The organism is Bradyrhizobium sp. RDM12, assembly GCF_051917485.1.
Taxonomy (GTDB): domain Bacteria; phylum Pseudomonadota; class Alphaproteobacteria; order Rhizobiales; family Xanthobacteraceae; genus Bradyrhizobium.
Window position 1 is genome coordinate 2,995,322 of sequence record NZ_CM133064.1, and the last position, 22,626, is coordinate 3,017,947.

The 22,626-nt window shown below is 64.5% G+C and carries 16 protein-coding genes and 5 pseudogenes; 9 read left to right on the forward strand and 12 right to left on the reverse strand.

Translation table 11 applies throughout. The features are described from left to right. Positions 1–69 precede the first annotated feature (69 nt). From ACTGJ9_RS14535 to pqqA, 8 genes and pseudogenes are all read right to left on the reverse strand, one after another. Positions 70–747: a hypothetical protein gene (locus tag ACTGJ9_RS14535; RefSeq protein ID WP_456677600.1), complete on the reverse strand. Its 678-nt coding sequence runs from the start codon at positions 745–747 to the stop codon at positions 70–72. A gap of 141 nt (positions 748–888) precedes the next feature. Continuing rightward, on the reverse strand, positions 889–1,875 hold the full coding sequence (pip, locus tag ACTGJ9_RS14540) for a prolyl aminopeptidase (protein WP_456677601.1): 987 nt from the start codon (positions 1,873–1,875) through the stop codon (positions 889–891). After that, positions 1,865–2,269 (reverse strand): SPASM domain-containing protein, encoded by a 405-nt coding sequence (locus ACTGJ9_RS14545; protein WP_456677602.1) that lies wholly within the window; start codon positions 2,267–2,269, stop codon positions 1,865–1,867. Before ACTGJ9_RS14545 ends, pip begins: the two co-directional genes overlap by 11 nt. After that, positions 2,268–3,056 (reverse strand): annotated as a pseudogene (pqqE, locus tag ACTGJ9_RS14550) (pyrroloquinoline quinone biosynthesis protein PqqE); the annotation flags it as partial. The pseudogene pqqE and the gene ACTGJ9_RS14545, both read right to left, overlap by 2 nt. Continuing rightward, positions 3,053–3,364: a pyrroloquinoline quinone biosynthesis peptide chaperone PqqD gene (gene pqqD / locus ACTGJ9_RS14555; protein WP_200469521.1), complete on the reverse strand. Its 312-nt coding sequence runs from the start codon at positions 3,362–3,364 to the stop codon at positions 3,053–3,055. The gene pqqD and the pseudogene pqqE, both read right to left, overlap by 4 nt. 12 nt (positions 3,365–3,376) lie before the next feature. Beyond that, a pseudogene (gene pqqC, locus ACTGJ9_RS14560) lies at positions 3,377–4,130 on the reverse strand (pyrroloquinoline-quinone synthase PqqC). Positions 4,131–4,150: 20 nt separating this feature from the next. Continuing rightward, a complete protein-coding gene (gene pqqB, locus ACTGJ9_RS14565) occupies positions 4,151–5,080 on the reverse strand; it encodes a pyrroloquinoline quinone biosynthesis protein PqqB (RefSeq protein WP_456677603.1) in 930 nt (309 codons plus the stop codon). 119 nt (positions 5,081–5,199) lie between these two features. Further along, positions 5,200–5,292: a pyrroloquinoline quinone precursor peptide PqqA gene (gene pqqA, locus ACTGJ9_RS14570; RefSeq protein ID WP_456677604.1), complete on the reverse strand. Its 93-nt coding sequence runs from the start codon at positions 5,290–5,292 to the stop codon at positions 5,200–5,202. A gap of 235 nt (positions 5,293–5,527) precedes the next feature. On the opposite strand from pqqA, the gene ACTGJ9_RS14575 reads away from it, so the two are divergent. From ACTGJ9_RS14575 to ACTGJ9_RS14595, 5 genes and pseudogenes are all read left to right on the forward strand, one after another. Continuing rightward, a complete protein-coding gene (locus ACTGJ9_RS14575) occupies positions 5,528–5,785 on the forward strand; it encodes a DUF6894 family protein (RefSeq protein WP_456677605.1) in 258 nt (85 codons plus the stop codon). 308 nt (positions 5,786–6,093) lie between these two features. Beyond that, positions 6,094–7,362: pseudogene (locus tag ACTGJ9_RS14580) on the forward strand (IS110 family RNA-guided transposase). 175 nt (positions 7,363–7,537) lie between these two features. Continuing rightward, the gene (locus ACTGJ9_RS14585) at positions 7,538–8,935 is read left to right on the forward strand and encodes an amidase family protein (RefSeq protein WP_456677606.1); all 1,398 of its coding nucleotides are present in this window, start codon (positions 7,538–7,540) and stop codon (positions 8,933–8,935) included. 2 nt (positions 8,936–8,937) lie between these two features. Continuing rightward, positions 8,938–9,413, forward strand: a pseudogene (locus tag ACTGJ9_RS14590) (glutathione peroxidase). Then, positions 9,410–9,667: a DUF3297 family protein gene (locus tag ACTGJ9_RS14595; protein ID WP_456677607.1), complete on the forward strand. Its 258-nt coding sequence runs from the start codon at positions 9,410–9,412 to the stop codon at positions 9,665–9,667. Before ACTGJ9_RS14590 ends, ACTGJ9_RS14595 begins: the two are co-directional and overlap by 4 nt. 235 nt (positions 9,668–9,902) lie before the next feature. Here ACTGJ9_RS14595 and ACTGJ9_RS14600 read toward each other — a convergent pair whose 3' ends face one another. Together ACTGJ9_RS14600 and ACTGJ9_RS14605 are read right to left on the reverse strand one after the other, a co-directional pair. Beyond that, a complete protein-coding gene (locus tag ACTGJ9_RS14600; RefSeq protein WP_456677608.1) occupies positions 9,903–10,190 on the reverse strand; it encodes a GIY-YIG nuclease family protein in 288 nt (95 codons plus the stop codon). Positions 10,191–11,256: 1,066 nt separating this feature from the next. Next, the gene (locus ACTGJ9_RS14605) at positions 11,257–12,606 is read right to left on the reverse strand and encodes a malonyl-CoA decarboxylase (protein WP_456677609.1); all 1,350 of its coding nucleotides are present in this window, start codon (positions 12,604–12,606) and stop codon (positions 11,257–11,259) included. Positions 12,607–13,237: 631 nt separating this feature from the next. On the opposite strand from ACTGJ9_RS14605, the gene ltrA reads away from it, so the two are divergent. After that, positions 13,238–14,260 (forward strand): group II intron reverse transcriptase/maturase, encoded by a 1,023-nt coding sequence (gene ltrA, locus ACTGJ9_RS14610; RefSeq protein ID WP_456677610.1) that lies wholly within the window; start codon positions 13,238–13,240, stop codon positions 14,258–14,260. Between the two features lie 26 nt (positions 14,261–14,286). Further along, complete coding sequence (locus ACTGJ9_RS14615) at positions 14,287–14,613, forward strand: group II intron maturase-specific domain-containing protein (RefSeq protein ID WP_456677611.1); 327 nt, start codon at positions 14,287–14,289, stop codon at positions 14,611–14,613. A gap of 98 nt (positions 14,614–14,711) precedes the next feature. Here the strand turns inward: ACTGJ9_RS14615 and ACTGJ9_RS14620 are convergent, their stop codons facing one another. Next, complete coding sequence (locus ACTGJ9_RS14620) at positions 14,712–15,560, reverse strand: AraC family transcriptional regulator (RefSeq protein ID WP_456677612.1); 849 nt, start codon at positions 15,558–15,560, stop codon at positions 14,712–14,714. Positions 15,561–15,618: 58 nt separating this feature from the next. On the opposite strand from ACTGJ9_RS14620, the gene ACTGJ9_RS14625 reads away from it, so the two are divergent. Both ACTGJ9_RS14625 and ACTGJ9_RS14630 read left to right on the forward strand, forming a co-directional pair. Next, a complete protein-coding gene (locus ACTGJ9_RS14625; protein WP_456677613.1) occupies positions 15,619–16,791 on the forward strand; it encodes an MFS transporter in 1,173 nt (390 codons plus the stop codon). Between the two features lie 410 nt (positions 16,792–17,201). Beyond that, positions 17,202–19,467 (forward strand): annotated as a pseudogene (locus tag ACTGJ9_RS14630) (cation:proton antiporter domain-containing protein). Here the strand turns inward: ACTGJ9_RS14630 and ACTGJ9_RS14635 are convergent. Then, positions 19,464–22,622 (reverse strand): efflux RND transporter permease subunit, encoded by a 3,159-nt coding sequence (locus ACTGJ9_RS14635; RefSeq protein ID WP_456677614.1) that lies wholly within the window; start codon positions 22,620–22,622, stop codon positions 19,464–19,466. The pseudogene ACTGJ9_RS14630 and the gene ACTGJ9_RS14635 overlap by 4 nt on opposite strands. Positions 22,623–22,626 lie beyond the last annotated feature (4 nt).

Below are 22,626 nucleotides of genomic sequence, written 5' to 3' on the forward strand. Positions count from 1 at the left end.
GCGCGGACAGCATTAACCGCCGCGCGCACCAATGCGGCGGTGCAATATGTTGCGCTGCGTGTCAGAGCTTCAGCTGCGCGCGATCTCGCCCTTCGCGAGATCCCACATCAGCGCATAGGTGTCGACGGAGACGGGAAGCGGGAAGGGCGCGGCCGCCGGGCCGGTGAAGCGTTCGGCGATGACAGCGGAGACCGCGCCGACATGCGTGCCGTCGATCAGCACGAACCAGTCGCGTGCGCCTTCGTTGCGCACCGCTGGAATATCCGCCGTAGCGCCCGACAATTCCGGTTCGCTCTCGATCAGATGCATCGAGATGATGCCCTCGCGCTCTCCGGGCGCCAGCTTTTCTTGCAGTGCATCACGCCATGCGCCGGCATTGTCGGCGGTGGGGCGCAGCCGCACGAGGCCGAGCACGGCACCGCGGCCGGTGCCCTTGCTGATGGTGATGCGTGCGACCACCCGCAGCATGTTCTTGAAATGCGCCATGGTCCGCCGCGACCATTCGGTCTGATTGGCGAGCCGCACCCGGTAGGCGGGACTGTCGAGCACGTCGAGCGTCGCGGTCGAATACAGCGAGAGATATTTGGGATCGGCGGCATGCGCGACGTAGCGCCGCGCTTCCAGGAAACCCTCGATCGCGACGCGCTCTTCCAGATGCTCGCGATCGTACCAGCGGTTGAAATCGGCCTCATCGGCTGCATCGATATTCATCGACGTCAGCAGCATGCCTTTCCCGGCGAGCGGCATTTTCTTGTCCTTCTTGATAGACCCTCATGGTGAGGAGCCACGAAGTGGCGTCTCGAACCATGAAGGCCCCGCAGTAACATCTCGGCGCTTCATCCTTCGAGACGCGCTCTTCGAGCGCCCCTCAGGATGAGGGGATAGAGTTCATCGCGCGGTCTTCGATGCGAGGTCGGCGATCGACTTCATGACCGCGTCCCGCACGCCGGCATCATAGAGCGAATGTCCGGCTTCTTCCACGATCCGGATCTCGGAACCCGGCCAAACTTTCGCGAGCTGCGCAGATGTCTCAGGAGGGCACAGCAGGTCGTAGCGGCCCTGCACGATGATGCCGGGAATGCCGGCGAGCCGGGCTGCGTTTCGCAACAGCTGATTCTCGCTCATGAAGCTGTCGTGGATGAAGTAATGCGCCTCCATGAACGGCGTCGCCGGCAATGTGCGCCAGACATTCAGCGAGGCGAGGTCGATCCGCGTCTTTGCCGGCTTGTGCTCCGATAGAGCGCGCTCGGTGTCGTGCCAGGCGCGCGCGGCAGGTCCGTGCACGGCCGGATCGGCATCGAGGATGCGGCGATAATAGGCGTCCACCGGTTGCGCGCGTTCCTCCGGCGGCAGCACGCTCAGAAAATCGTCGTGCAGTCCGGGATAGAATTGCGGCAGGCGCAGCGTAAAACCGGCCTCGACTTCCGCTCGCGTGCCCAGAAATGTGGCGCGCAATGCGATGCCGGAGACGCGCTCGGGATGGGCTTGTGCAAAAGCCAGCGCCAGCGTCGCACCCCAGGAGCCGCCGACCACCATCCAGCGTTCGAAGCCGAATTTTTCTCGGATCTTTTCCATGTCCGCGATCAGATGCGCCGTCGTGTTGTGCGCGCGCGAGCCCTTGGGGCGGCTGCGGCCGCAGCCGCGCTGGTCGAACAACACGGCATGCATACGCTCGGGATCGAACAGGCGGCGATGATCCGGCTGGCAGCCGCTGCCGGGCCCACCATGCAGATAGATCGCGGGGATGCCGTCGGCGCGGCCGACGCTTTCGACGTAGAGTTCGTGGCCGTCGCCGACGTCGAGCATCTCGGAGGTCAGCGGCGCAAAGGGATCGGCACGTCTGGCCGATGCGGCCGCGTCGGCGTCAGGCATCATTCCCGGATTCCAGAGTGCCGCCGGCGAAGTTGCGATAGAGGAAGCGGTTGGTCTCGCCCTCGGCCTCGCGCTCGGCCTGCTTGAAGATGGTCTCGTGCAGCGGCGACAGCGCGCAGGCGGGGTCGGTGTTGGCGGCGTCACCCGTCAGTGCAAAGGCCTGGCAGCGGCAGCCGCCGAAATCGATCTCGCGGAACTCGCAAGACTTGCACGGCTCCTTCATCCAGCCGGTGCCGCGATAGCGGTTGAAGGCGTCCGAGTTCTGCCAGATCCACGCGATCGAATGGTTGGAGCGAACCGATTCGAAATCGAGCCCGGTGATGCTCTCGGCGGCGTGGCAGGGCAGCACCTTGCCGGCCGGCGAGATGTTGAAGAACTGCCGTGCCCAGCCGCCCATGCATTTTTTCGGCCGCAGCGCGCGCGTAGTCGGGCACGACGTAATCGATCGTCAGCCGGCCCTTCAGCCGCTCGCGCGCCTCCTCGACCAGGCGGGTGCACTCGTCGAGCTGCGCCACCGTCGGCATCAGCGCGGCGCGGTTCTTCAGCGCCCAGCCGTAGTACTGGACATTGGCGACCTCCAAGCGGTCGGCGTCGAGATCGATCGACATCTGGATGATGTCGGGGAGCTGATGCAGATTCTGCCGGTGCATCACCGCGTTCACGGTGAGCGGCAAATCGAGCTCGCGCGTCCACTTCGCGACCTCGAGCTTCTTGCGGTGGCCGTTCTTGTAGCCGGCGACGCGGTCGGCGAGGCCTTCTTCGACGCCCTGAAAACTGATCTGCACATGGCAGAGCCCGGCATCCGCAAGCTCGCTCAGCCGCTCGCGCGTCAGCAGCACGGCCGAAGTAATGAGGTTGGTATAGAGGCCGACGTCGCTGGCGTGCTTGACCAGCTCGACCAGATCTTTCCGCGCCGTCGGCTCGCCGCCGGAGAAATGCACCTGCAGCACGCCGATCTCGGCGAGCTCGCTCAGCACCTTCTTCCATTCGTCCGTCGTCAGCTCCTTGCCGGAGCGGTCGAGCTCGACCGGGTTGGAGCAGTACGGGCATTGCAGCGGGCAGCGGTGCGTGATCTCGAGCAGCACGGCGAGCGGAATGCCAAATGTCTCCGCCGTCGAACGGCTTTTCTCCAGCACCGCGAGGCTGTCGCTGGCGTCGGGGATGGTCGGGAGCACATCGCTCATGGCGTCTTCTCCCGGGCTTCGGTCAGAAAGCCCTTGTCGGCGAGATCCTGCAGCATGACGATGACGTCGGCGAGGATCGCCTCGCGCGGTGCGGCGTATTTCGCCGCCAGCTGGTCGGATACGTCGCCGACATTGCGCTTGCCGTCGCAGAGCTGCAAGACCTCGACCGCGATCTCGTCAGGCGCCAGCACGCGTTCCGGCGCCAGGATCACCCAGACTTTTCGCGTCTCGTCATATTTCAGCTTGGCATGCCGCGGCAGCACCGGGCGGCTTGCCTCGCTGACGCTGATGTTCCGCGGCCCGGCCATTGCGGTTCCTCTTTAACTCGCTTGGGGCACGAACGCGCCCGGCGGAATGTTGCCTTCGACATAGGCGTGCTGGAGCGCATCGAGCTGCACCCACAAGACGTTGGTCTTGAAGATCAGCGCGTTGCATACCTGCGCGCTGCTCCGGCGTCGTGGCGTGCGCCTTGACGTAGTCGAGCGCGAAGCCGGCATCGCGCGGTGCCTGCGCCAGCCGTCGCTTGAAGTAGCTCATGATGTCGGGATTGACGAAGTCGTAATGCTCCAGCATGCCGGAGATACGCTCCTCGTGCAGGTTCGGCGCGAACAGTTCGGTGAGCGAGGAAGCGATCGCCTCCAGCGGGCTCTTTTCGCGGCAGTAGTGCACGTAGGCCTCCACCGCGAAGCGCGTTGCCGGCAAGATGCCTTCGGTGGATTCCACGTAAGATGTGTCGAGCCCGAGGCCCTCAGTCAGCTTCAGCCAGCGCTCGATGCCGCCCTCGCTGCCGACGTCGCCGTCATGGTCCTCGATGCGGTGGCGCCATTCCAGCCGCGTAGCGCGGTCGCGAAAGCGCGAGATCACGACCGCGTCCTTGATCGGGATCGTGCTCTGGTAATAGTAGCGGTTCAGCGCCCAGGCCTGCACCTGGCCCTTGTTCAGCTTGCCGCCATGCAAAAGCTTATGAAACGGATGCAGGCTGTGATAGCGCGTCGCCCCGATGTGGCGCAGCGTCGCCTCCAGCTCCTCGGCAGAGTTGAGCCTGATGTCCTTGCCGACCGAGAGCGCAGTCATTCCAGTCATGGACGCGGCATTCACAGCACGATCTCCGTTCCGTCGGCGGGTATCTGCCAGCCCGCCGCCTCGGCCGTCTTGCGTTCAGGCGTGTCGGGCAGCAGCGCCGGGTTCGAGTTGTTGATATGGAGAAACATCTTCCTGTCGATATTGAGATCGGCCAGCCGCGCGATCGCACCATCGTGGCCGGACATCGCGACATGGCCCATGCTCTTGCCGGTCTTGTGGCCGAGGCCGGCTTTGATCATCTCGTCATCCTGCCAGACCGTGCCGTCGAAGAACACGAGCGCCGCGCCGTCGATCTCGGCCTTGAGCGCGTCGGTGATGTCGGCGCAGGCGGCGATGAAGTAGAAGCATTTTCCGGTCGACTTGTCCGTGATCTTCAGCCCCAGCGTATCGCCGTCGCCGCTCGCGCCGCCGGGATGCGCCTTGCCTTCGAGATACCAGGCCGATTTGCCCGGCACTGCGAAGGGCCGCACCTCCAGCCCAGAGCGCGCACCGTCGGTGAGCCGCGGCTCGAAGGGCTCGCCGATGCCGATCGGCTGGCGCTTCACGTGTGTCTCGTTCAGCACGCTGAAGATGCTGTTGCTCTTCAGGATCGCCAGCACCTTCTCGTGCGCATAGACCGTGAAGGGCGAACCCTCGCGCATCGACAGCAGGCCCGCGACCGCGTCGACTTCGCTGTTGGTCAGGATCACGCCTGCGATCGGCGTATGGCGCAGCGCGCCTGCCTTGGGATGCAGCTGCGGCGTGGCATTCAGTTGGTGGCGCAAATCAGGGGAGGCGTTGACCAGGAACCAGTGCTCGCCGTCGCCGCTGAAGGCAACCGAGGCCTGGGTCCGATAAAGCTCATGGCCGTCGAGACGGGCCGCCCGGCAACCCTCGCAGCCGCAATTCCATTGCGGGACTCCGCCGCCGGCCCCGGCGCCCAGGACGACGACGCGAAGCATGATCCGTCTCCTGGAAGCAACGTCGCCAGGTGGATCTTGAGGCCAACACAGTTTCCCTCAACCGGAAACCGATCGTGACCGGCAGACCCACCTGCGCAAAACGCGTACTCACCAACCGCTTACTTGCGGGTGGCGCTCACATACATGTTGATTTCCATGCCGCAGGGCACTTCAACGATCTTGGGGGCTTTCAGGCCATTTTGGCGCTCCATTCTTGAGATTTCGGACGTATCCGCCCGAGGGCTAAGTTACTGCGGACGCAAAAGTTCGCCAGTGAAATTTTCCCGAGAACGTCATGTTGCGCCGCGAAAAATGGTGGTGGAACATCACTTCTCGCGGCGCTGCCTTGCGCCGGGCGCATTCGGTCGCGAACCCTGCCCTGATAAAGCAGTTGTGAGTGCAGTGCAGCTTTCAATCCGGTACAGGCGCCCCAAGTGGAAATCGGTGATGCCCAAATACTTCTTCAACACCCGTATCGGCGATGAATTGATCGTGGATCCCGACGGCGAGGATCTCCGCAATCCCGATCGCGCCTGGGAGGTTGCCCGCCAGATGATCCTGGAGGTGGTGAAGTCCGAGGGCGCCCAGCCGGCGCTGATGGAGGCCGTGATCGAGGTCACCGACGTCGAAGGCGAGATCGTGCTGGAATTCCCCTTCACTGAGGCCCTGCTGGACATCCCGGACCAGTCCGTGACGCGGCATTAGGAGGCATGGCCGTACCCCGGCGGAAGCGAACACTCTCTCCTCTCGTCATTGCGAGTTGGGACCGGCTTGAGGAGCCGACGCGCGCTGAATGAAACTTTTCACGGGTGGGCGAAGGCGGTAGACTGGAGCGCCGTCGGCAAAGAGGTCGATTACTCTCTGGTGCGTGAGAGCCCGGTTGCGAGTTGGACCCGGGTTGCCTGGATGACCCACACTGGCGCGGAGGAGCCGCAAGGCTCTGGAGCACGCTTCCTAGCATTCTTTTCTGACAGGCGCCTATGCCGCCGGCGCCAAATGTTGAGGAGAGAAGCATGGATATTTTGTACGAGCGGGTGGCAGGCCTGGACGTGCACAGGGACACGGTCGTGGCCTGTGTGCGGATCATGGTCGATGGCAAGGCGCAGCGGGAGTGCCGGACCTTTTTGGCCACGACGGAGCAGCTTGTGGAACTGCGAAGGTGGCTGGAAGAATGCCGGTGCACGCATGTGGCGATGGAGGCGACGGGAGTCTACTGGATGCCGGTGTTCCGGATCCTGGGCGAAGGCGCCTTTGACCTGATCATCGCCAATGCAGCGCACATCAAGAACGTGCCGGGACGCAAGACCGACATGAACGATGCGATGTGGATTGCCGATCTGTTGGCCTGCGGGCTGATCAAGGGCAGCTTCATTCCGGAGGAGGAGGTGCAGGAGCTGCGCGCGCTGACGCGGACGCGCAAGCAACTGGTGCGCGAGCAGACGCGGCACGTGCAGCGGATCGACAAGACGCTGGCGGAAGCCAACATCAAGCTCGGCTCGGTAATCTCCGACATCATGGGCGCGAGCGGGCGGCGGATCATCCAGGCGATGATCGAGGGCGTGCGGCAGCCGAACAAGCTGGCCGAGCTTGCCGGCAAGCAGATCAAGGCGTCGCCAAAGGAGCTTTACGATGCGTTGCACGGGCGCCTGACGGATCACCACCGCTTCCTGCTCGCGCTTCATCTGCGCCAATGGGATGGTCTGGATGAAACGATTCGCAAGCTCGATGCCGAAATCGCTCAGCGGATCGAGGGCATGGAAGCGGAAATCGATGGCGGCAAAACCCCTTTCGCCACCTGATCGAATTGCTGACCACGATTCCGGGGTCAGCGCAGTGGCGGCGCCAGCCATTCTGTCCGAGATCGGCGCCGACATGAGCCGTTTCCAGACCGCCGGCCATCTCGTCGCCTGGGCCGGACTGTGTCCCGGGCAGAACGAGAGCGCCGGCAAGCGCAAGTCCTCGCGCCTGCGCAAGGGGCACCGTGGCTCAAGACCATGCTCGTTCAATGTGCCTGGGCCGCCAAGCGCGCAAAGAACAGCTACTACCGAGCCCAATTCTTCCGCTTGCAGGCCAAACGCGGGCCGCAAAAAGCCATCTGTGCCGTCGCCGCCTCGATCCTCACCGCCATCTATCACATCCTCAAGAACGGCACGGAGCACCATGACCTCGGCGCCGACTACTTCGACCGCCGGCCCACCGAGGTCAAAGCAAGCCGACTGGTCGCACGTCTCAAAAAGCTCGGCTTCGCCGTTCAACTCCAGCCCATAGCGGAGGCCGCCTGACGCCAAACGACCAACCGTTTCTTCCTAGCCCTTGCGACGAAGCAATCCAGACTGCCTCTGCGGAGGGATTCTGGATTGCTTCGCTTTGCTAGGAATGACGGGGTTTTCCCCGCGAAATCCGCATGGCTTTGCCGCGTTGCCGGCGCTAAAAGACGCCGGTCACACGGAGCACGTCATGCAAGATCTCTGGCGCCTGTCGGCCGCCGACCTCGCCACCCTCGTCAAGTCCAAGAAAGTGTCTGCCCGGGAGGCGGCCAAGGCCGGTCTCGACCGTCTGGATGCCGTCAATCCTCAACTCAATGCCGTGATCGACCACCGGCCCGAGGACGTGCTCAAGCAGGCAGATGCCGTCGATGCCGCCATCGCCAAGGGCGAGGACCCCGGCGTGCTCGCCGGCGTGCCCGTCACCATCAAGGCCAATGTCGACCAGGAGGGCTTTGCCACCACCAACGGCCTCAAGCTGCAGCGCGACCTGATCGCGCGCGAGGACAATCCGGTGGTCGCCAATTTCCGCAAAGCCGGCGCCGTCCTGCTCGGCCGCACCAATTGCCCGGCCTTCTCCTATCGCTGGTTCACCACCAATCTGGTCCATGGCGACACCAAGAACCCGCGCGACGCCGCGCTGACCCCGGGCGGCTCGTCCGGCGGCGCCGGCTCGGCGGTCGCGGCCGGCATCGGACACATCGCCCACGGCACCGACATTGCCGGCTCGATCCGCTATCCCGCCTATGCCTGCGGCGTGCACGGCCTGCGCCCGACCTTGGGCCGGATCCCCGCCTTCAACCCGGCGCTGCCGGAGCGCCCGATCGGGCCGCAGATCATGGCGGTGTCGGGACCCCGCGCGCACCGTCAACGACTTGCGGATTTCCTCGCTGCCATGTCGGCCCGCGACGCCCGCGATCCCTGGTATGTGCCGGCGCCGCTCGAGGGCCCGGCCGTGCCGAAGCGCGCCGCGCTCTGCCTCAACCCGGACGGCCTTGCGACCACGCCCGAGGTGAAGGCGGCCGTGACCGACGCCGGCAAGCGCCTCGAGCGCGCCGGCTGGACCGTCGATGTGATCGAAAACACCCCGCCGATGCGCGAAGCCGTCGACTGGCAGCGCAAGCTCTGGCTTGGCGACGCCTACGAGGCGCAGCTGGAAATGGCCGAGCGCGAGGGCGATCCCGGCGCACTGGCGTGCCTGCGCGGCAACCGCGCCAAGGTGACGCCGATGGATCAGGCCAACTACGCCCAGGCGCTGACCCGCCGCGCCACGCTGACCCGCGACTGGATGCTGTTCTTCGAAAAATATGCCGTCGTGCTGACGCCGGTCTCGGGCGAGCTGCCGTTCCCCGATCACCTCGACCGCAAGGACGCCGCTTCCTTCGAGCGCGTCTGGGAGGCGCAGCTGCCGCAGATCGCGATTCCGTTCATGGGATTGCCGGGCCTCGTGGTCTCGACCGGCCTCGTCGGCAAGACGCCGGTTGGCGTGCACATCGTCTCCGGCCGCTATCGCGAGGATCTGTGTCTGCTCGCCGGCGAAGCGATCGAGGCGGGCGGCGTGCCGCAATCGCCGATCGACCCCGCGGGTTAGCGATGTCCGCGATCTACGACTTCAAGGCCAATTCGCTTCTCGGCGACGAAGTCGCCCTGCGCCAGTTCGAGGGGCAGGTGCTCTTGATCGTCAACACCGCGAGCAAATGCGGCTTCACGCCGCAATATCGCGGACTGGAGGACCTGCACCGCGATCTGCGCCGCGCGGCTTCTCGGTGCTGGGCTTTCCCTGCAACCAGTTCGGCGCGCAGGAGCCGGGGCAGGCGGCCGAGATCCAGGCGTTCTGCTCGACCAATTACGACGTCACCTTTCCCTTGTTCGAGAAGGTCGACGTCAACGGCGCCCACGCGCATCCCCTGTATGAGTACCTGAAACGTCAGCAATCCGGCCTGCTCGGCGCCTCCATCAAATGGAATTTCACCAAATTCCTGGTGGACCGTGCCGGCCAGGTGATCGCGCGCTATGCGCCGACCGCGCGGCCGGAAGCATTGCGGCAGAAGATCGAGACCCTGTTATGAGCGAGACAATCATGAGCGACGAATTTCCGGACCGCCTCTCGGTCGACCCCAACAGTCCCTATTACAACGCCGACATCCTGTCGCGCGACGTCGGCATCCGCTTCAAGGGCATCGAGAAGACCAATGTCGAGGAGTACTGCATCAGCGAAGGCTGGGTCCGCGTCACCGCCGGCAATGCCAAGGACCGCTACGGCAACCCGCTGACCATCAAGGTGCATGGGTCGGTGGAGCCGTATTTCAGGGACAAGAAGTAAGCGCTCCCTCCTCGTCTCGCGAGGAGCGGACACTCTCTCCTCGTCATTGCGAGGAGTGCACTCTTCCTCCTCGTCATTGCGAGGGACGCATTCTCCTCCTCGTCATTGCGAGGAGCCCTTGCGACGAAGCAATCCGGGCTGCCCGTACGGAAAGAGTTCTGGATTGCTTCGCTGCGCTCGCAATGACGGAGGATGAGGAGACGCCTTGCGTCTCGCACTCACCGCCCTGAGACGCTCAGATCAGCGTCTCGTACAGATCCGTCCAGTCCGGATTGACGCTCTCGATCAATGCAAGCTTCTTTGCCCGGCTGCCGCCCTTGATCTGCTTCTCGCGCGCAAGCGCGTCGGTCATGGTCGCATGTAGCTCGAACCAGACGAGGAGTTTGCAATCGTACTTCGAGGAGAAGCCCTTCACGAGGCCCTCGCGATGCTCGAACGCGCGGCGCGGCGGATTCGAGGTTACGCCGACATAGATCGTCCCGTTGCGACGATTGGCGAACATGTAGACGCATGGCTGCTTCATGGTTGCGCTCGATACAACGAGAGCCTTCAGGATAACACAGCCTAGACGGAATTGCGAGCGACGCTTGTGATAGGAGCGATGAATCGTAGCGCTCCCTCCACGTCATTGCGAGCGCAGCGAAGCAATCCAGAATCTTTCCGCGGCGGCAGTCTGGATTGCTTCGTCGCAAGAGCTCCTCGCAATGACGGTGGAGAGAGCCGGGCCGTTTGCCGGCAGCCTTCATCTGCGACGCACGGTGATGCGGAATTGCGCGAGGTGCCGCCACATACTCCGTCATTGCGAGCGCAGCGAAGCAATCCAGAATCTTTCAGCGGCGGCAGTCTGGATTGCTTCGTCGCAAGAGCTCCTCGCAATGACGATGGAGGGAGCCGGGCCGTTTGCCGGCAGCCTTCGTCCGCGATGCGCCGTGGTGCGGAATTGCGCGAGGATGCCGCCACATTCTCCGTCATTGCGAGCGCAACGAAGCAACCCAGAATCTTTCCGCAGAGACAATCTGGATTGCTTCGTCGCAAGAGCTCCTCGCAATGACGAGGGAGGGAACCGGGCCGTTTGCCGGCAGCCTTCGTCCGCGATGCACGGTGGTGCGGAATTGCGCGAGATGCCGCCACTCACTCCGTCATTGCGAGCGCAGCGAAGCAATCCAGAATCTTTCCGCGGCGGCGGTCTGGATTGCCTCGTCGCACGCTCCTCGCAATGACGGTGGAGGGAGCCGGGCCATTTGCTGGCAGCCTTCGTCTGCGATGCGCCGTGGTGCGGAATTGCGCGAAGGCGCCGCCACATTCTCCGTCATTGCGAGCGCAGCGAAGCAATCCAGAATCATTCCGCAGAGACAGTCTGGATTGCTTCGTCACAAGAGCTCCTCGCAATGACGGTGGAGGGAGCCGGGCCGTTTGCCGTCAGCCTTCGTTTGCGATGCACGGTGGTGCGGAATTGCGCGAGGTGCCGCCACACACTCCGTCATTGCGAGCGCAGCGAAGCAATCCAGAATCTTTCCACAGCGGCGGTCTGGATTGCTTCGTCGCAAAGGCTCCTCGCAATGACGGTGGGGAGCGAGCGTGCGTCTCCGCTACGACAGCCGCATATCCAGCAGCCTGCGCCCTTCGCCCTTGAGCAGCTTCTTCACCGCGCTCGACGCCACGACCTCGCCGTCATTGGCGTAGGCTTCGTGGTTCTTCTCGATGTCGTCGAGGCGGTAGAGGTAGTTCACCATCACGCCGGCGGATCTGCGCATGCCCTTCGGCGAGAGGTCGCCGAGCCAGTTGATGCGCTCGAGGCGGGCGCCGTTGCCGAGGTGGAAGCGGGCGACGGAATCGATCAGGCGGCCCTTCGGCGTGCGCGCCTTCAGGAAGTAGTAGGCTGCCAGCGGCTCGATCACGCCGCGCAGCTGCGCGGTCGTCTCGGGGTTCTCGAACCATTTGGGATCGTCGAGGCGCTTCAGCACCTCGCGATCCTCCTCCGACAACGGCAAATCCTTGTCCTGCTTCAGCCATGGCATGAAGCCCGGGACCGGCGACAGCGTCACGAAGGTGTCGAGCTTCGGCGTCTCGCGGCGCAGCTCCTCGACCACCTGCTTGATCAGGAAGCTGCCGAAGGAGATGCCGCCAAGGCCGCGCTGGGTGTTGGAGATCGAGTAGAACACGGCGGTGCGCGCCTTCCCGATCGGAAGATACTGCCGATCGACGGCGAGCAGCGGCGCGATCGCGCCGGGAATGGTCTCCGTCAGCGCGACCTCGACGAAGATCAGGGGCTCGTCGACCATCGCGGGGTGGAAGAAGGCGTAGCAGCGGCGGTCGACCGGATCGATGCGGCGGCGCAGATCGTCCCAGTCGCTGATCTCGTGGACGGCTTCATAGCGAATGATCTTTTCGAGGATGTTGGCCGGGGTCGACCAGTCAATCCGGCGCAGCACGAGAAACCCCCTGTTGAACCACGAGAAGAGAAGATGCGAGATGTCGCGGTCGAGCGCGGCGAGATCGGTATGTCCGTTCATCATGCCGAGCAGATCGGCGCGCAGCGCGACGAGATCGCCGGTGCCGCCCGGCGCGCGGTTGAGACGGCGAATCAGCTCCTGCCGCCGCGGTTCGGAGGCGAAATGCAACGCGCTTGCGTCCTCGTCGTCCGGCTTGGCACGCCATTTCTCGATTGCCTGTGCCAGCCGTTCCCGGTCCGGGCCGAAATCGCGCACCAGCGCCTCGAAGAAGGCGCGGCGTCCTGCCGCATCCAACTCATGGTAGATGTCGAGCACTTCACGCGCCATGGCGGTGGCGGAGGCTTCGCCCCGGCCCGATAGCAGCGCGCCGCAGAGCTCGATCAGCCCGTCGGCGTTCTGTTTGGTATCGGCAGAATCGCGGCGCAGCAGCGTGCGGCCGCGCTCGGAGATGGTGGCGAGCAGATCGGAGAAGAAGGCGTTAGCCATCTGGGCCTTTCGAAACCGGGTTTGTGCGGTGCGGAAGCTTACACGGGATTTAGGCGGAAGCCGATCACAATCAAGCAGGCGAATTTGGCAACTTTAGCTGGGCCGTGCGTTTCGAGAAGGCGGTCATGCCCGGCGAGGAGCGTCATGTAGTGAGGCGTGCTAATCCCAAAATGCGCTGTCATGCCCCGGCTTGACCGGGGCATCCAGTACGGTGTGCCGAGTATGAACGACAGCTTGGAGGTGGAAGTCCTCTATCCAGCCTGATGACGGCGAAGGATTAGCGAAGCGCAAGGGCGTCATCGTGAGGTGGGGTCTGAAGACAGCGTGGAGCAAAGCCGCGGCTCGATGGACAAACACCGGATAACGAGGCCTACCCGGCCGGACGAGCGAGCCGTTGATCGCGAAGTCCACGGTCATCAAGGGCCGGGGTGGTAGATCCGGCGGGCGTGCGGCGAAGGCGGTCGGTCTTACCTCGGGAGGTCTGCACGGTGTCCCGGCAACGGGACTGAGGTCGCCGCAAGGCGGCCTGATCGCCGCGCAGAAGTCAGCAGAGGGCATAGTAGGCGGCGGCGCGCCGCCGAAGGCCTGAACGCTGGAAGTGGTCAGTAGAGCGGTCGATCTCGTGCGAGCCATGCGGCAGAAGAATCAGATTGAACTGAACTCGGGCACCGGAGCGAAGGGTGAAGCCCTGACCGCCGCCGCCCGAGAGACCGAAGCAAGTGCGGCGAAGGCCAGCCTCGAACACCCGGCGGTCGCAGGACCGTCGATGGAAGCAGTTGTCGAGCGTGAGAACCTGAAGAAAGCGTTGGCGCAAGTGACGCGCAACAAGGGCGCGGCAGGCGTCGATGGGATGACCGTCGGCGAACTGCCGGCCTATCTGAAGGAGCACTGGCTCGCGATCCGGACCCAGCTATTTGGCGGCACCTACAAGCCACAGCCGGTACGGCGGGTGGAGATACCGAAGGCGTCGGGTGGCCTGCGGCCGCTCGGCATCCCGACGGTGCTTGACCGCTTCATTCAGCAGGCGGTGTTGCAGGTGCTGCAGGCAGATTGGGACGGAACGTTCTCCGAGGCGAGCTTCGGCTTCCGGCCGAACCGCTCGGCGCATCAGGCGGTGGAACGGGCGCAGGCGTACATCGCGTCCGGGTACGCCTTCGTTGTGGACATCGACCTGGAAAAGTTCTTCGACCGGGTCAACCACGACATCCTGATGGGGCTCATTGCCAAACGGGTTGCTGACAAGCATCTCCTGAAGCTCATCCGCGCCTTCCTGAATGCGGGTGTGATGGAGGGAGGATTGGTCAGTCCGACGGAGGAGGGCACGCCGCAAGGTGGACCGCTCTCGCCACTGTTGTCGAACCTGATGCTGGATGTGCTGGACAAGGAACTGGAGAAGCGCGGCCATCGCTTCGTGCGCTACGCCGACGACTGCAACATCTATGTGCGCAGTCAGAAGGCGGGCGAACGGGTGCTGGCGGGCATCGAAAAGTTCCTCGAAACGCGTCTCAAGCTGAAGATCAACAGGGCCAAGAGTGCGGTCGCCAAACCGAGCGCCCGCAAGTTTTTGGGCTTTAGCTTCACCGGCGGGACAGCACCGCGGCGGCGCATTGCGCCGCAGGCGATCGCCCGCTTCAAGCGCGAGTTCGGGAGCTGACGCGGCGCACGGGCGGGCGAAGCCTCGTGCAGATCGTCAAGGAGCTGTCAATCTACCTGATCGGGTGGCGCGGCTACTTCGGCTTCTGCCAAACGCCGTCGGTGCTGCGCGCCCTTGATGAGTGGATCAGGCGACGGTTGCGCGCCATCGTCTGGAAACAGTGGAGATGCGGACGCACCCGCTTCGATGAGCTGCGACGCCGCGGCGTCGGCCGGGACCTAGCGGCGAAAACCGCCGGCAGCCCACGTGGCCCTTGGCGGCTCGCTCAAAGCCCCGCGCTCAACACTGCTTTGCCAAACGCCTTCTTGCGTTCACTCGGCCTACGCTCCATCGCAGCACTGCGACCCGCTTAATCCAGCGAACCGCCGGATACGGACCCGTACGTCCGGTGGTGTGGGAGGGGTGAAGCCGTGAGGCTTCCCCTATCCCGATCCGCGACCAATCGGTTCAATCACTGTTGTCTCGGAGTACTGGATCGCCCGGTCAAGCCGGGCGATGACACGGAATGTGTCGCAAACTCCGTCGGCGTCCGCCCGGTCACCTGACGGAACGCGGCCGAGAACGCCGGGACGCTGGCATAACCAAGTTGCGTCGCGAGCTGCTTCACCGAGACACTCGCATCCGTCGACAGCCGCTGGACCGCCGCCGCAATCCTCGCGCGCTGGCACCAGCTCTTGAAGCTCAGCTGCGTCTCCGTGGAGAACAGCCGCGACAGCGTGCGCGCGGAGGTGCCGACCTCGCGCGCCAACGTGTCGATGTCGTGCAGGCCGGTGGGATCATCGAGCACGATCATCGCGGCGCGCCGGCAGCGGGGCTCGCGCGGCAGCGGCACGAAGGTCGCGGAATCCTCGGCCTGATGCAACTCCAACATCACCAGATGCACCAGCAGCTCGGTGCGCTCCTCGGTGTTGCGCGGGTCGAACAGCGCGAGGATGGCCTGATTGAGCAGCGGCGACACCCGCACCACGAATTCCCGGGTTAATCCCTCATAGCGCTGCTCGCGCTTCAGCCAGGGCAGATCGAAATACAGCGTACGCATCTCGATGTCGGCGAGCACGTCGATGGCGTGCTCAAGCCCGGCCGGCACCCAGACCGCGCGGTCCGGCGGCACGAGCCAGCGTCCCCCGGGCGTCGTCACCTGCATCGTGCCCTTCGCGGCATAGACCAGTTGCGCCTCGCGGTGCATGTGCGGATCGAGCCGCAGGCCCTTGGGATAATCGCGCGCGACCAGGTGCACGCCCTCGGTGGAGCGATGGTTGCCCCGGACCTCCCTAAGGATTGGCGTTTCGACGACACTCATTGGCAGCATCTCGTCATGGTCCCGACATATAACTCATTTCCGAGCAGGAGAGGATCGTATGAACAGCCCGAGCCGGGTCATCAGTTTCGCCAACGCAGGTCATTTCATCGACCATTATGCGATGCTGATCTTTGCCGCCGCCGTGATCATCATGGGACCGGCGCTCGGCATGGCCTATTCGGAACTGCTGCCCTACGCCACGCCCGGCTTCATCGCCTTCGGCGCCGGCTCGCTGCTCACCGGCTGGCTCGGGGACCGCTGGAGCCGCCGCCACATGATGCTGATCTTCTTCGTCGGCATCGGCGCGTCCATGATCTCGGTCGGCTTCGTGCAGACGCCGGCACAACTCGGCGCGGCGCTGTTTGCGATCGGCGTGTTCGCCTCGATCTATCACCCCGTCGGCACCGCGATGATCGTGTCCTATGCCGACAGGCTCGGCCGCGAGATGGGGCTGAACGGCGTCTGGGGCAATCTCGGCGTGGCCTCGTCCGCGCTGGTTACCGGCGTGATCGGCCAGTATCTCGGCTGGCGTCTCGCGTTCATCGTGCCCGGCATCGTCACCATCCTGATCGGCGTGGCCTTTGCCATGATGGTCGTGCATGAGGACCGCAAGGGTTCGAAGCAGGCGGCGGCTCAAGCGCGTGTCGCCAAGCAGGACATGTGGCGCGTGGTGCTGTCGCTGCTGATCGTGGTGATCGCGATCTCCACGACCTTCAATGCCGTCACGGTGGCGCTGCCGAAGCTGTTTGCCGAGCGGCTCGCAGACCTGACCAGGAGCCCGGCGCTGCTCGGCGTCATCGCGGCCTGCGTCTATGTGTTCGGTGCGATGACGCAGTACACGATCGGCCGCCTGCTGGATCGCTATTCGCTGAAGACGGTGGCACTGCCGCTGTCCTTCATGCTGGCGCCGTTCCTCTATCTCGCCGCGAGCCTGTCCAACCTGCCGCTGATTCTGGTGTCGATCGGTATCGTCATGGGCGCGTTCGGACAGGTCACGGTGAACGACGCCATGGTCGGCAAATACACCAGCGAGGAATGGCGCTCGCGCGCCTATGCGGTGCGCTATTTCATCGGCTTCACCGCGGCGGGTGCGTCCGTGGGCCTGGTTGCCTGGCTCTACGAGCAGGGCGGCTTCGTCACCATGCTGCACGCGTTTGCCGCGCTCTGCCTGCTCGCGATCGCGGCGGCGATCATTCTCCCGCGCGAGATCCGGACGCCGGCGGCGGCGTGAAGTCTCGTGTCCCGGACAAGCTGCAACGCGTGAGCGTTGCGGCGCAGAGCCGGGACCCAGGAGCTACGATTTCCCGTGTCGCATGGGGCCCCGGCTCTGCAGCGCACCGCCGAAGTGGCGCTGCGCTGCGTCCGGGGCGCGAGCGGGGCGCTGTGACGGAGGAGGGGGACGCCGCGCACATCACCCACGATGCCATCATGCCGGTGTTTTGCCCGACGGAGCAAGTGATTTCGGCAGGGCCGAAATTCTTCAAGCTCTTTCAGCCCCGACTCTACTGTGCATGGGGTTGTTTTCGACTTTCGCCTCCAGCCCCCGCCGTGAGGGCTGCGGGAACCCGCTCCACCTCCCGCGGGTTCTATCCCGGTGGCTCCGGCACCTTGCCGGGGCGGGTGAAGGGGGAAGACATTTGCATGCAGTGGAGCCTGCTCCGGCCGGTCGGCCTTGCCCCCGCGGCGCTTGTCCTCACCGCCATCGCGGCGAGCGCCGAGGGCGGCAAATCGGCCGGTCCGTCCGAATTCCTGCTGGTGGCGCAGATCGTGCTGCTGATCGCGGTGGGGCGCGGCCTCGGCGAGATCATGCAGCGGATCGGCCAGCCCTCGGTGATCGGCGAATTGCTCGCCGGCATTTTGCTCGGGCCGTCGCTGTTCGGCTGGATCTGGCCTGAGGCGCAGCACGCGATCTTCCCTGCGGCGCCCGAGCAGAAGGCGATGATCGACGGCATCGCCCAGTTCGGCATTTTGCTGCTGCTCCTGCTCACCGGCATGGAGACCGACCTCAAGCTGGTCAAAAAGGTCGGCAAGGCCGCGATCTCGATCTCGATCGCCGGCATCCTGGTGCCCTTCGCCTGCGGCTTTGCGCTGGGCGAGTTCCTGCCCGATGCGCTGTTGCCCAAACCGGAGCAGCGCCTGGTGGCCTCGCTGTTCATGGGCACGGCGCTGTCGATCTCCTCGGTGAAGATCGTCGCTGTGGTCGTGCGCGAGATGAATTTCATGCGCCGCAATGTCGGCCAGATCATCGTCGCGACCGCCGTGATCGACGACACCATCGGCTGGATCATCATCGCCGTCATCTTCAGCCTGGCCTCGCAAGGCACGCTGGATATCGCCTCGGTGGCGAAGGCCGCGCTGGGCACGCTCGCCTTCCTGGCCATCAGCTTCACCAGCGGCCGGCGGCTGGTGTTTCAGCTGATCCGCTGGGCCAACGACAACCTCGTCAGCACGGCTGCGGTCATCACCGTGATCCTGCTGCTGATGGGCGCGATGGCGCTGATCACCCATGCGATCGGCGTCCACACCGTGCTCGGCGCCTTCGTCGCCGGCATCCTGGTCGGGGAATCGCCGATCCTGACGCGGCAGATCGACGAGCGTCTGCGCGGGCTGATCTCGAGCTTCTTCATGCCGGTGTTCTTCGGCCTTGCCGGCCTCAGCGCCGACCTCTCGGTGCTGCGCGATCCCCGCCTGCTGATGCTGACCGGCCTCCTCGTCGTGATCGCCAGCGTCGGCAAGTTCGGCGGCGCCTTTCTGGGCGGCACATTGGGCGGCCTGAGCACGCGCGAATCGCTGGCGCTCGCGAGCGGGATGAATGCGCGCGGCTCGACCGAGGTGATCATCGCCACCATCGGCCTGTCCATCGGCGTGCTCAGCCAGAACCTGTTCACGATGATCGTGACCATGGCGATCGTGACGACGATGGCGATGCCGCCGATGCTGCGTGCAACTCTCGCGAAGCTGCCGATGAACCGGGAGGAGAAGGAGCGGCTGGAACGGGAGGAATTCGAGAAGCGCGGCTTCATCGCCAATCTCGAACGTCCGCTGCTGGCGGTCGACGAGAGCCTTAACGCCACCTTTGCCTCGCACATCATGGGCCTGATGGCCGGCATGCGCGGCCTGCCCATCACCGTGCTGCATATCGGCAAGCGTGCCAAGGAGCAGGAGAAGGTTCGCGACGAGGAGGAGAGCCACGAGGCCGTGGTGAAGAAGGCGGCGGAGACAGTGTCTCAGCAACGGTGACGGCGACGCCGGCGGCGTCGATGTCGTCACCCGTGCCAGGCGCGCGGAACTCGGCGAGACCATCGCCAATGAAGCGCGCAAGGGCTTCGATCTCCTCGTCGTCGGCGTCGACAAGGTCACTGCCGGCAAGGACCGGTTCGATCGAAAGATCGAGGACATCGCCGCAAAGTTCGACGGACCGCTCGCGATCGTGGCGGCCAGGGGCAAGCATATGAAGCAGCCGATGCCGGATGCGCTCAACATCCTCGTTCCCGTCTCCGGCAGTGGCGTCTCCAAGCGCGGCGCGGAGGTCGCGGTCGCGCTGACGCAGGCCGGATCTGGCTCGCTGCGCGTGATCTATGTCGCGACGACGCGAGACAAGGGCGCGCAGCGCGGTGCCTCGCGCGGGCTGAACCAGGAGGCCGGCATCCTCAAGGACGCCAGCGATCTCGCCGCCCGCTACGACGTCGACATCACCACCACACTACGCGTGAACCGGGCGCCGGAAGCTGCGATCCTGCGCGAGATCGACACCACCGATGTCGATCTCGTCATCATGGGCGTCGACCGCATCCAGGCCGATCACCTCTCCTTCGGCGGCGTCGCGAACGCCGTGCTCAGGCAGTCGAAAGTGTCGGTCCTGCTGGTCTCGAGCGGCGAAGCGCGGCAGACGCCGAGCGAGGCCTAGGTCTTCATCTCAGCGACCGGCTGCGTCTTCGGCGCCTTCTTCGACGCGCGCCAGTTCTCGAACCGCTGCACCACCACGAAGAAAGCCGGCACGAATAGCACCGCGAGGCAGGTCGAGGCCAGCATGCCCGAGAAGACCGTGATGCCGATCGACTTGCGCGCGCTGGCACCGGCGCCGGTCGCGATCACCAGCGGCACCACGCCAAGGATGAAGGCGAACGAGGTCATCAGGATCGGCCGGAAGCGGGCGCGCGCCGCCTCGATCGCACTTTCCAGCACCGGCTTGCCGTCGCGCCCGTGCAGTTCGAGCCCGACCTCGACGATCAGGATCGCGTTCTTGGCCGAGAGCGCGATCAAGAGGATCAGGCCGATCTGGCAATACAGGTTGTTGTCGATCTTCAAGGCATTGAGGATCAACATGGGCCCGATCAGCGACAGCGGCACGGCGAGGATCACCGAGATCGGCGCGTACCAGCTCTCGTATTGGCCAGCGAGCACGAGATAGACCAGCAACATGGCAAGGCCGAACACCCAGTAGATCTGGTTCGAGACCGCCTTCTCCTGGTACGACATCGCAGTCCATTCGAATCCGGTGCCCGGCGGCAGCGTCTTGTTGCCGATCTCTTCCATCAGCTCCAGTGATTGGCCCGACGAATAGCCCTGCGCCGGCAGGCCGACGATGGTCGAGGACGGATAGAGATTGTAGAGGCTGATCAGCGACGGGCCGGTGACTGGCGTGATGGTGGCAACGGTGCCGATCGGGACCATGTCGCCGTTCTGGTTGCGCACCTGCATATTGGCGATGTCGCGCTCGGTGACGCGGAACGCGGGATCGGCTTGCGTGTAGACCTGGAACACGCGGCCGAACTTGTTGAACTGGTTGACATAGGACGAACCAAGATAGGTCGACAGCGCGGAGAACACCGCGTCCGTCGTGACGTGCAGCGTCTGGGTCTTGACGCGGTCGATCTCGACGTTGAATTGCGGCACCGCCGAGCGGAACGAGGACGAGACGCGCTGCAGCGCGCTCTGGCTCTGGGCGTTAGAGACCATCGCGCCGGTGATGGCCTGCAGCTTGGCGAAATCGCTGTTGCCGTCGCGCAGCTCGACCTGCATCGAGAAGCCGGCGGCGTTGCCGATGCCTTGAATCGGCGGCGGCGGCAGCACCAGCGTGCGCGCCTCCATGATGGTCGCGACCTTGTCGTTCAGGCCGTACACCAGCGAGCGCAGATCCTCACCCGGGCCTTTGCGCGCCTCCCAGTCCTTCAGGATGATGTAGGCGACGCCGGCATTGGCAAGGCTCGCGCTATTGTCGAGCGCGGAGATGCCCGCAATCGTGATCACCTGCTGAACGCCGGGCGTGTCCTTGATGATATCGGCGGCCCTGTCGAGCACCTTCTGGGTTCGCTCCAGCGAGGCGCCGTCGGGCAACTGAACCGCGGCGATCAGATAGCCCTGGTCCTCGATCGGGAGGAAGCCGGTCGGCACCCGGGACAGGCCGTAGCCGCCGATCCCGATCAGCACCAGTGCGATCGCAACCGAAATCGTACTGTTCCTGCACAGCACGCCAATCAGCCGAACGTAGCCGCGCTCGACGCGGTTATAGACGGCATTGAAGCCGCGGTAGAAGAAGTTGCGCTGCTCCGGCGGCACGGTCGGCCGCAGCCAGAGTGCGCACTGGGTCGGCTTCAGCGTCGCTGCGTTGATGGCGGACAGCAGTGCGGTCGCCGCGATCACCAGCGCGAATTGCGAGTAGATGCGGCCCGTCAGGCCGGCGAGAAACGACGCCGGCAGGAACACCGAGATCAGCACCAGCGTGATGCCGACGATCGGCGCGAACAGCTGGTCCATCGCCTTGATCGCGGCGTCGTGGCCGTTCATGCCCTGCTCGATGTTGTGGGCGGCGCCTTCCACGACGACGATGGCGTCGTCGACGACGATGCCGATCGCGAGCACGATCGCAAACAGCGTCGACATGTTGATGGTGAACCCGAGCGCCGCCATCGCGGCGAAGGCGCCGATGATGGTGACCGGCACGGTCGTCGCCGGCACCAGCATCGCGCGCCAGTCCTGCAGGAACACCAGGATCACGACAAGCACCAGCAGGCCGGCCTCGATCAGGGTCATGTAGACCTCGTGCACCGAGGCCTTCACGAACTTGGTGGTGTCGAACGGCGTGTCGTATTTGATGCCTTCCGGGAACCGCTTGGCGAGCTCCGTCATCTTTTTCTCGACGACCTGCTCGACCTCGAGCGCGTTGGCGCCGGGCGACTGGAACACGCCGATGCCGACCGAGGGCTGCTTGTTGAGTGAGAAAATCTGGCTGTAGGTCTGCGCACCCAATTCGACCCAGCCGACGTCGCGCACGCGGGTGACGTCGCCACTCGTGCCGGTCTTGACGATGATGTTCTCGAACTGCGTGGTGTCGTCGAGCCGTCCATTGACGTTGAGCGTGTACTGGAACGCCTGTCCCGGCGGGGTCGGCGGCGCGCCGACCTGGCCGGCCGAGACCTGCTGGCTCTGCTGCTGGATCGCCTGGATGACGTCCTGCGGCACCAATCCGCGCGCTTGCAGTTTGTTCGGATCGAGCCATATCCGCATCGAATACTGCCCGGCGCCGAATACCGTGACGTTGCCGACGCCGGGCAAACGTGAAAGCTCGTCGCGGAGATTGATCGTGGCGTAGTTGCTCAAGTAGAGGCTGTCGAACCGGGAGTCAGGCGAGGTCAGCGTTACGAACAGCAGGATCGAAGTCGATCTCTTCTGGACGGTGACGCCCTGGTTCTGCACGGACGACGGCAGCTGCGACAGCGCGCTGGAGACGCGGTTCTGCACCAGCACCTGCGCGAAGTTGAGATCGGTGCCGATCTTGAACGTCACCGTCAGCGTATAGGTGCCGTCGGAGCCGCTGTAGGACTGCATGTAGAGCATGTCCTCGACGCCGTTGACCTGCTGCTCGATCGGCAGCGCGACGGTGTCGATCACGGTCTTGGCGCTGGCGCCGGGATAGCGTGTCGTCACCTGCACCGTCGGCGGCACCACGTCGGGATATTGCGCGATCGCGAGGTTGAACAGCGCGACGCCGCCGATCAGGATCATCAGGAGCGCGATGACGTTCGAGAGCACCGGCCGCTCGATGAAGAATTTTGAGATCATGACC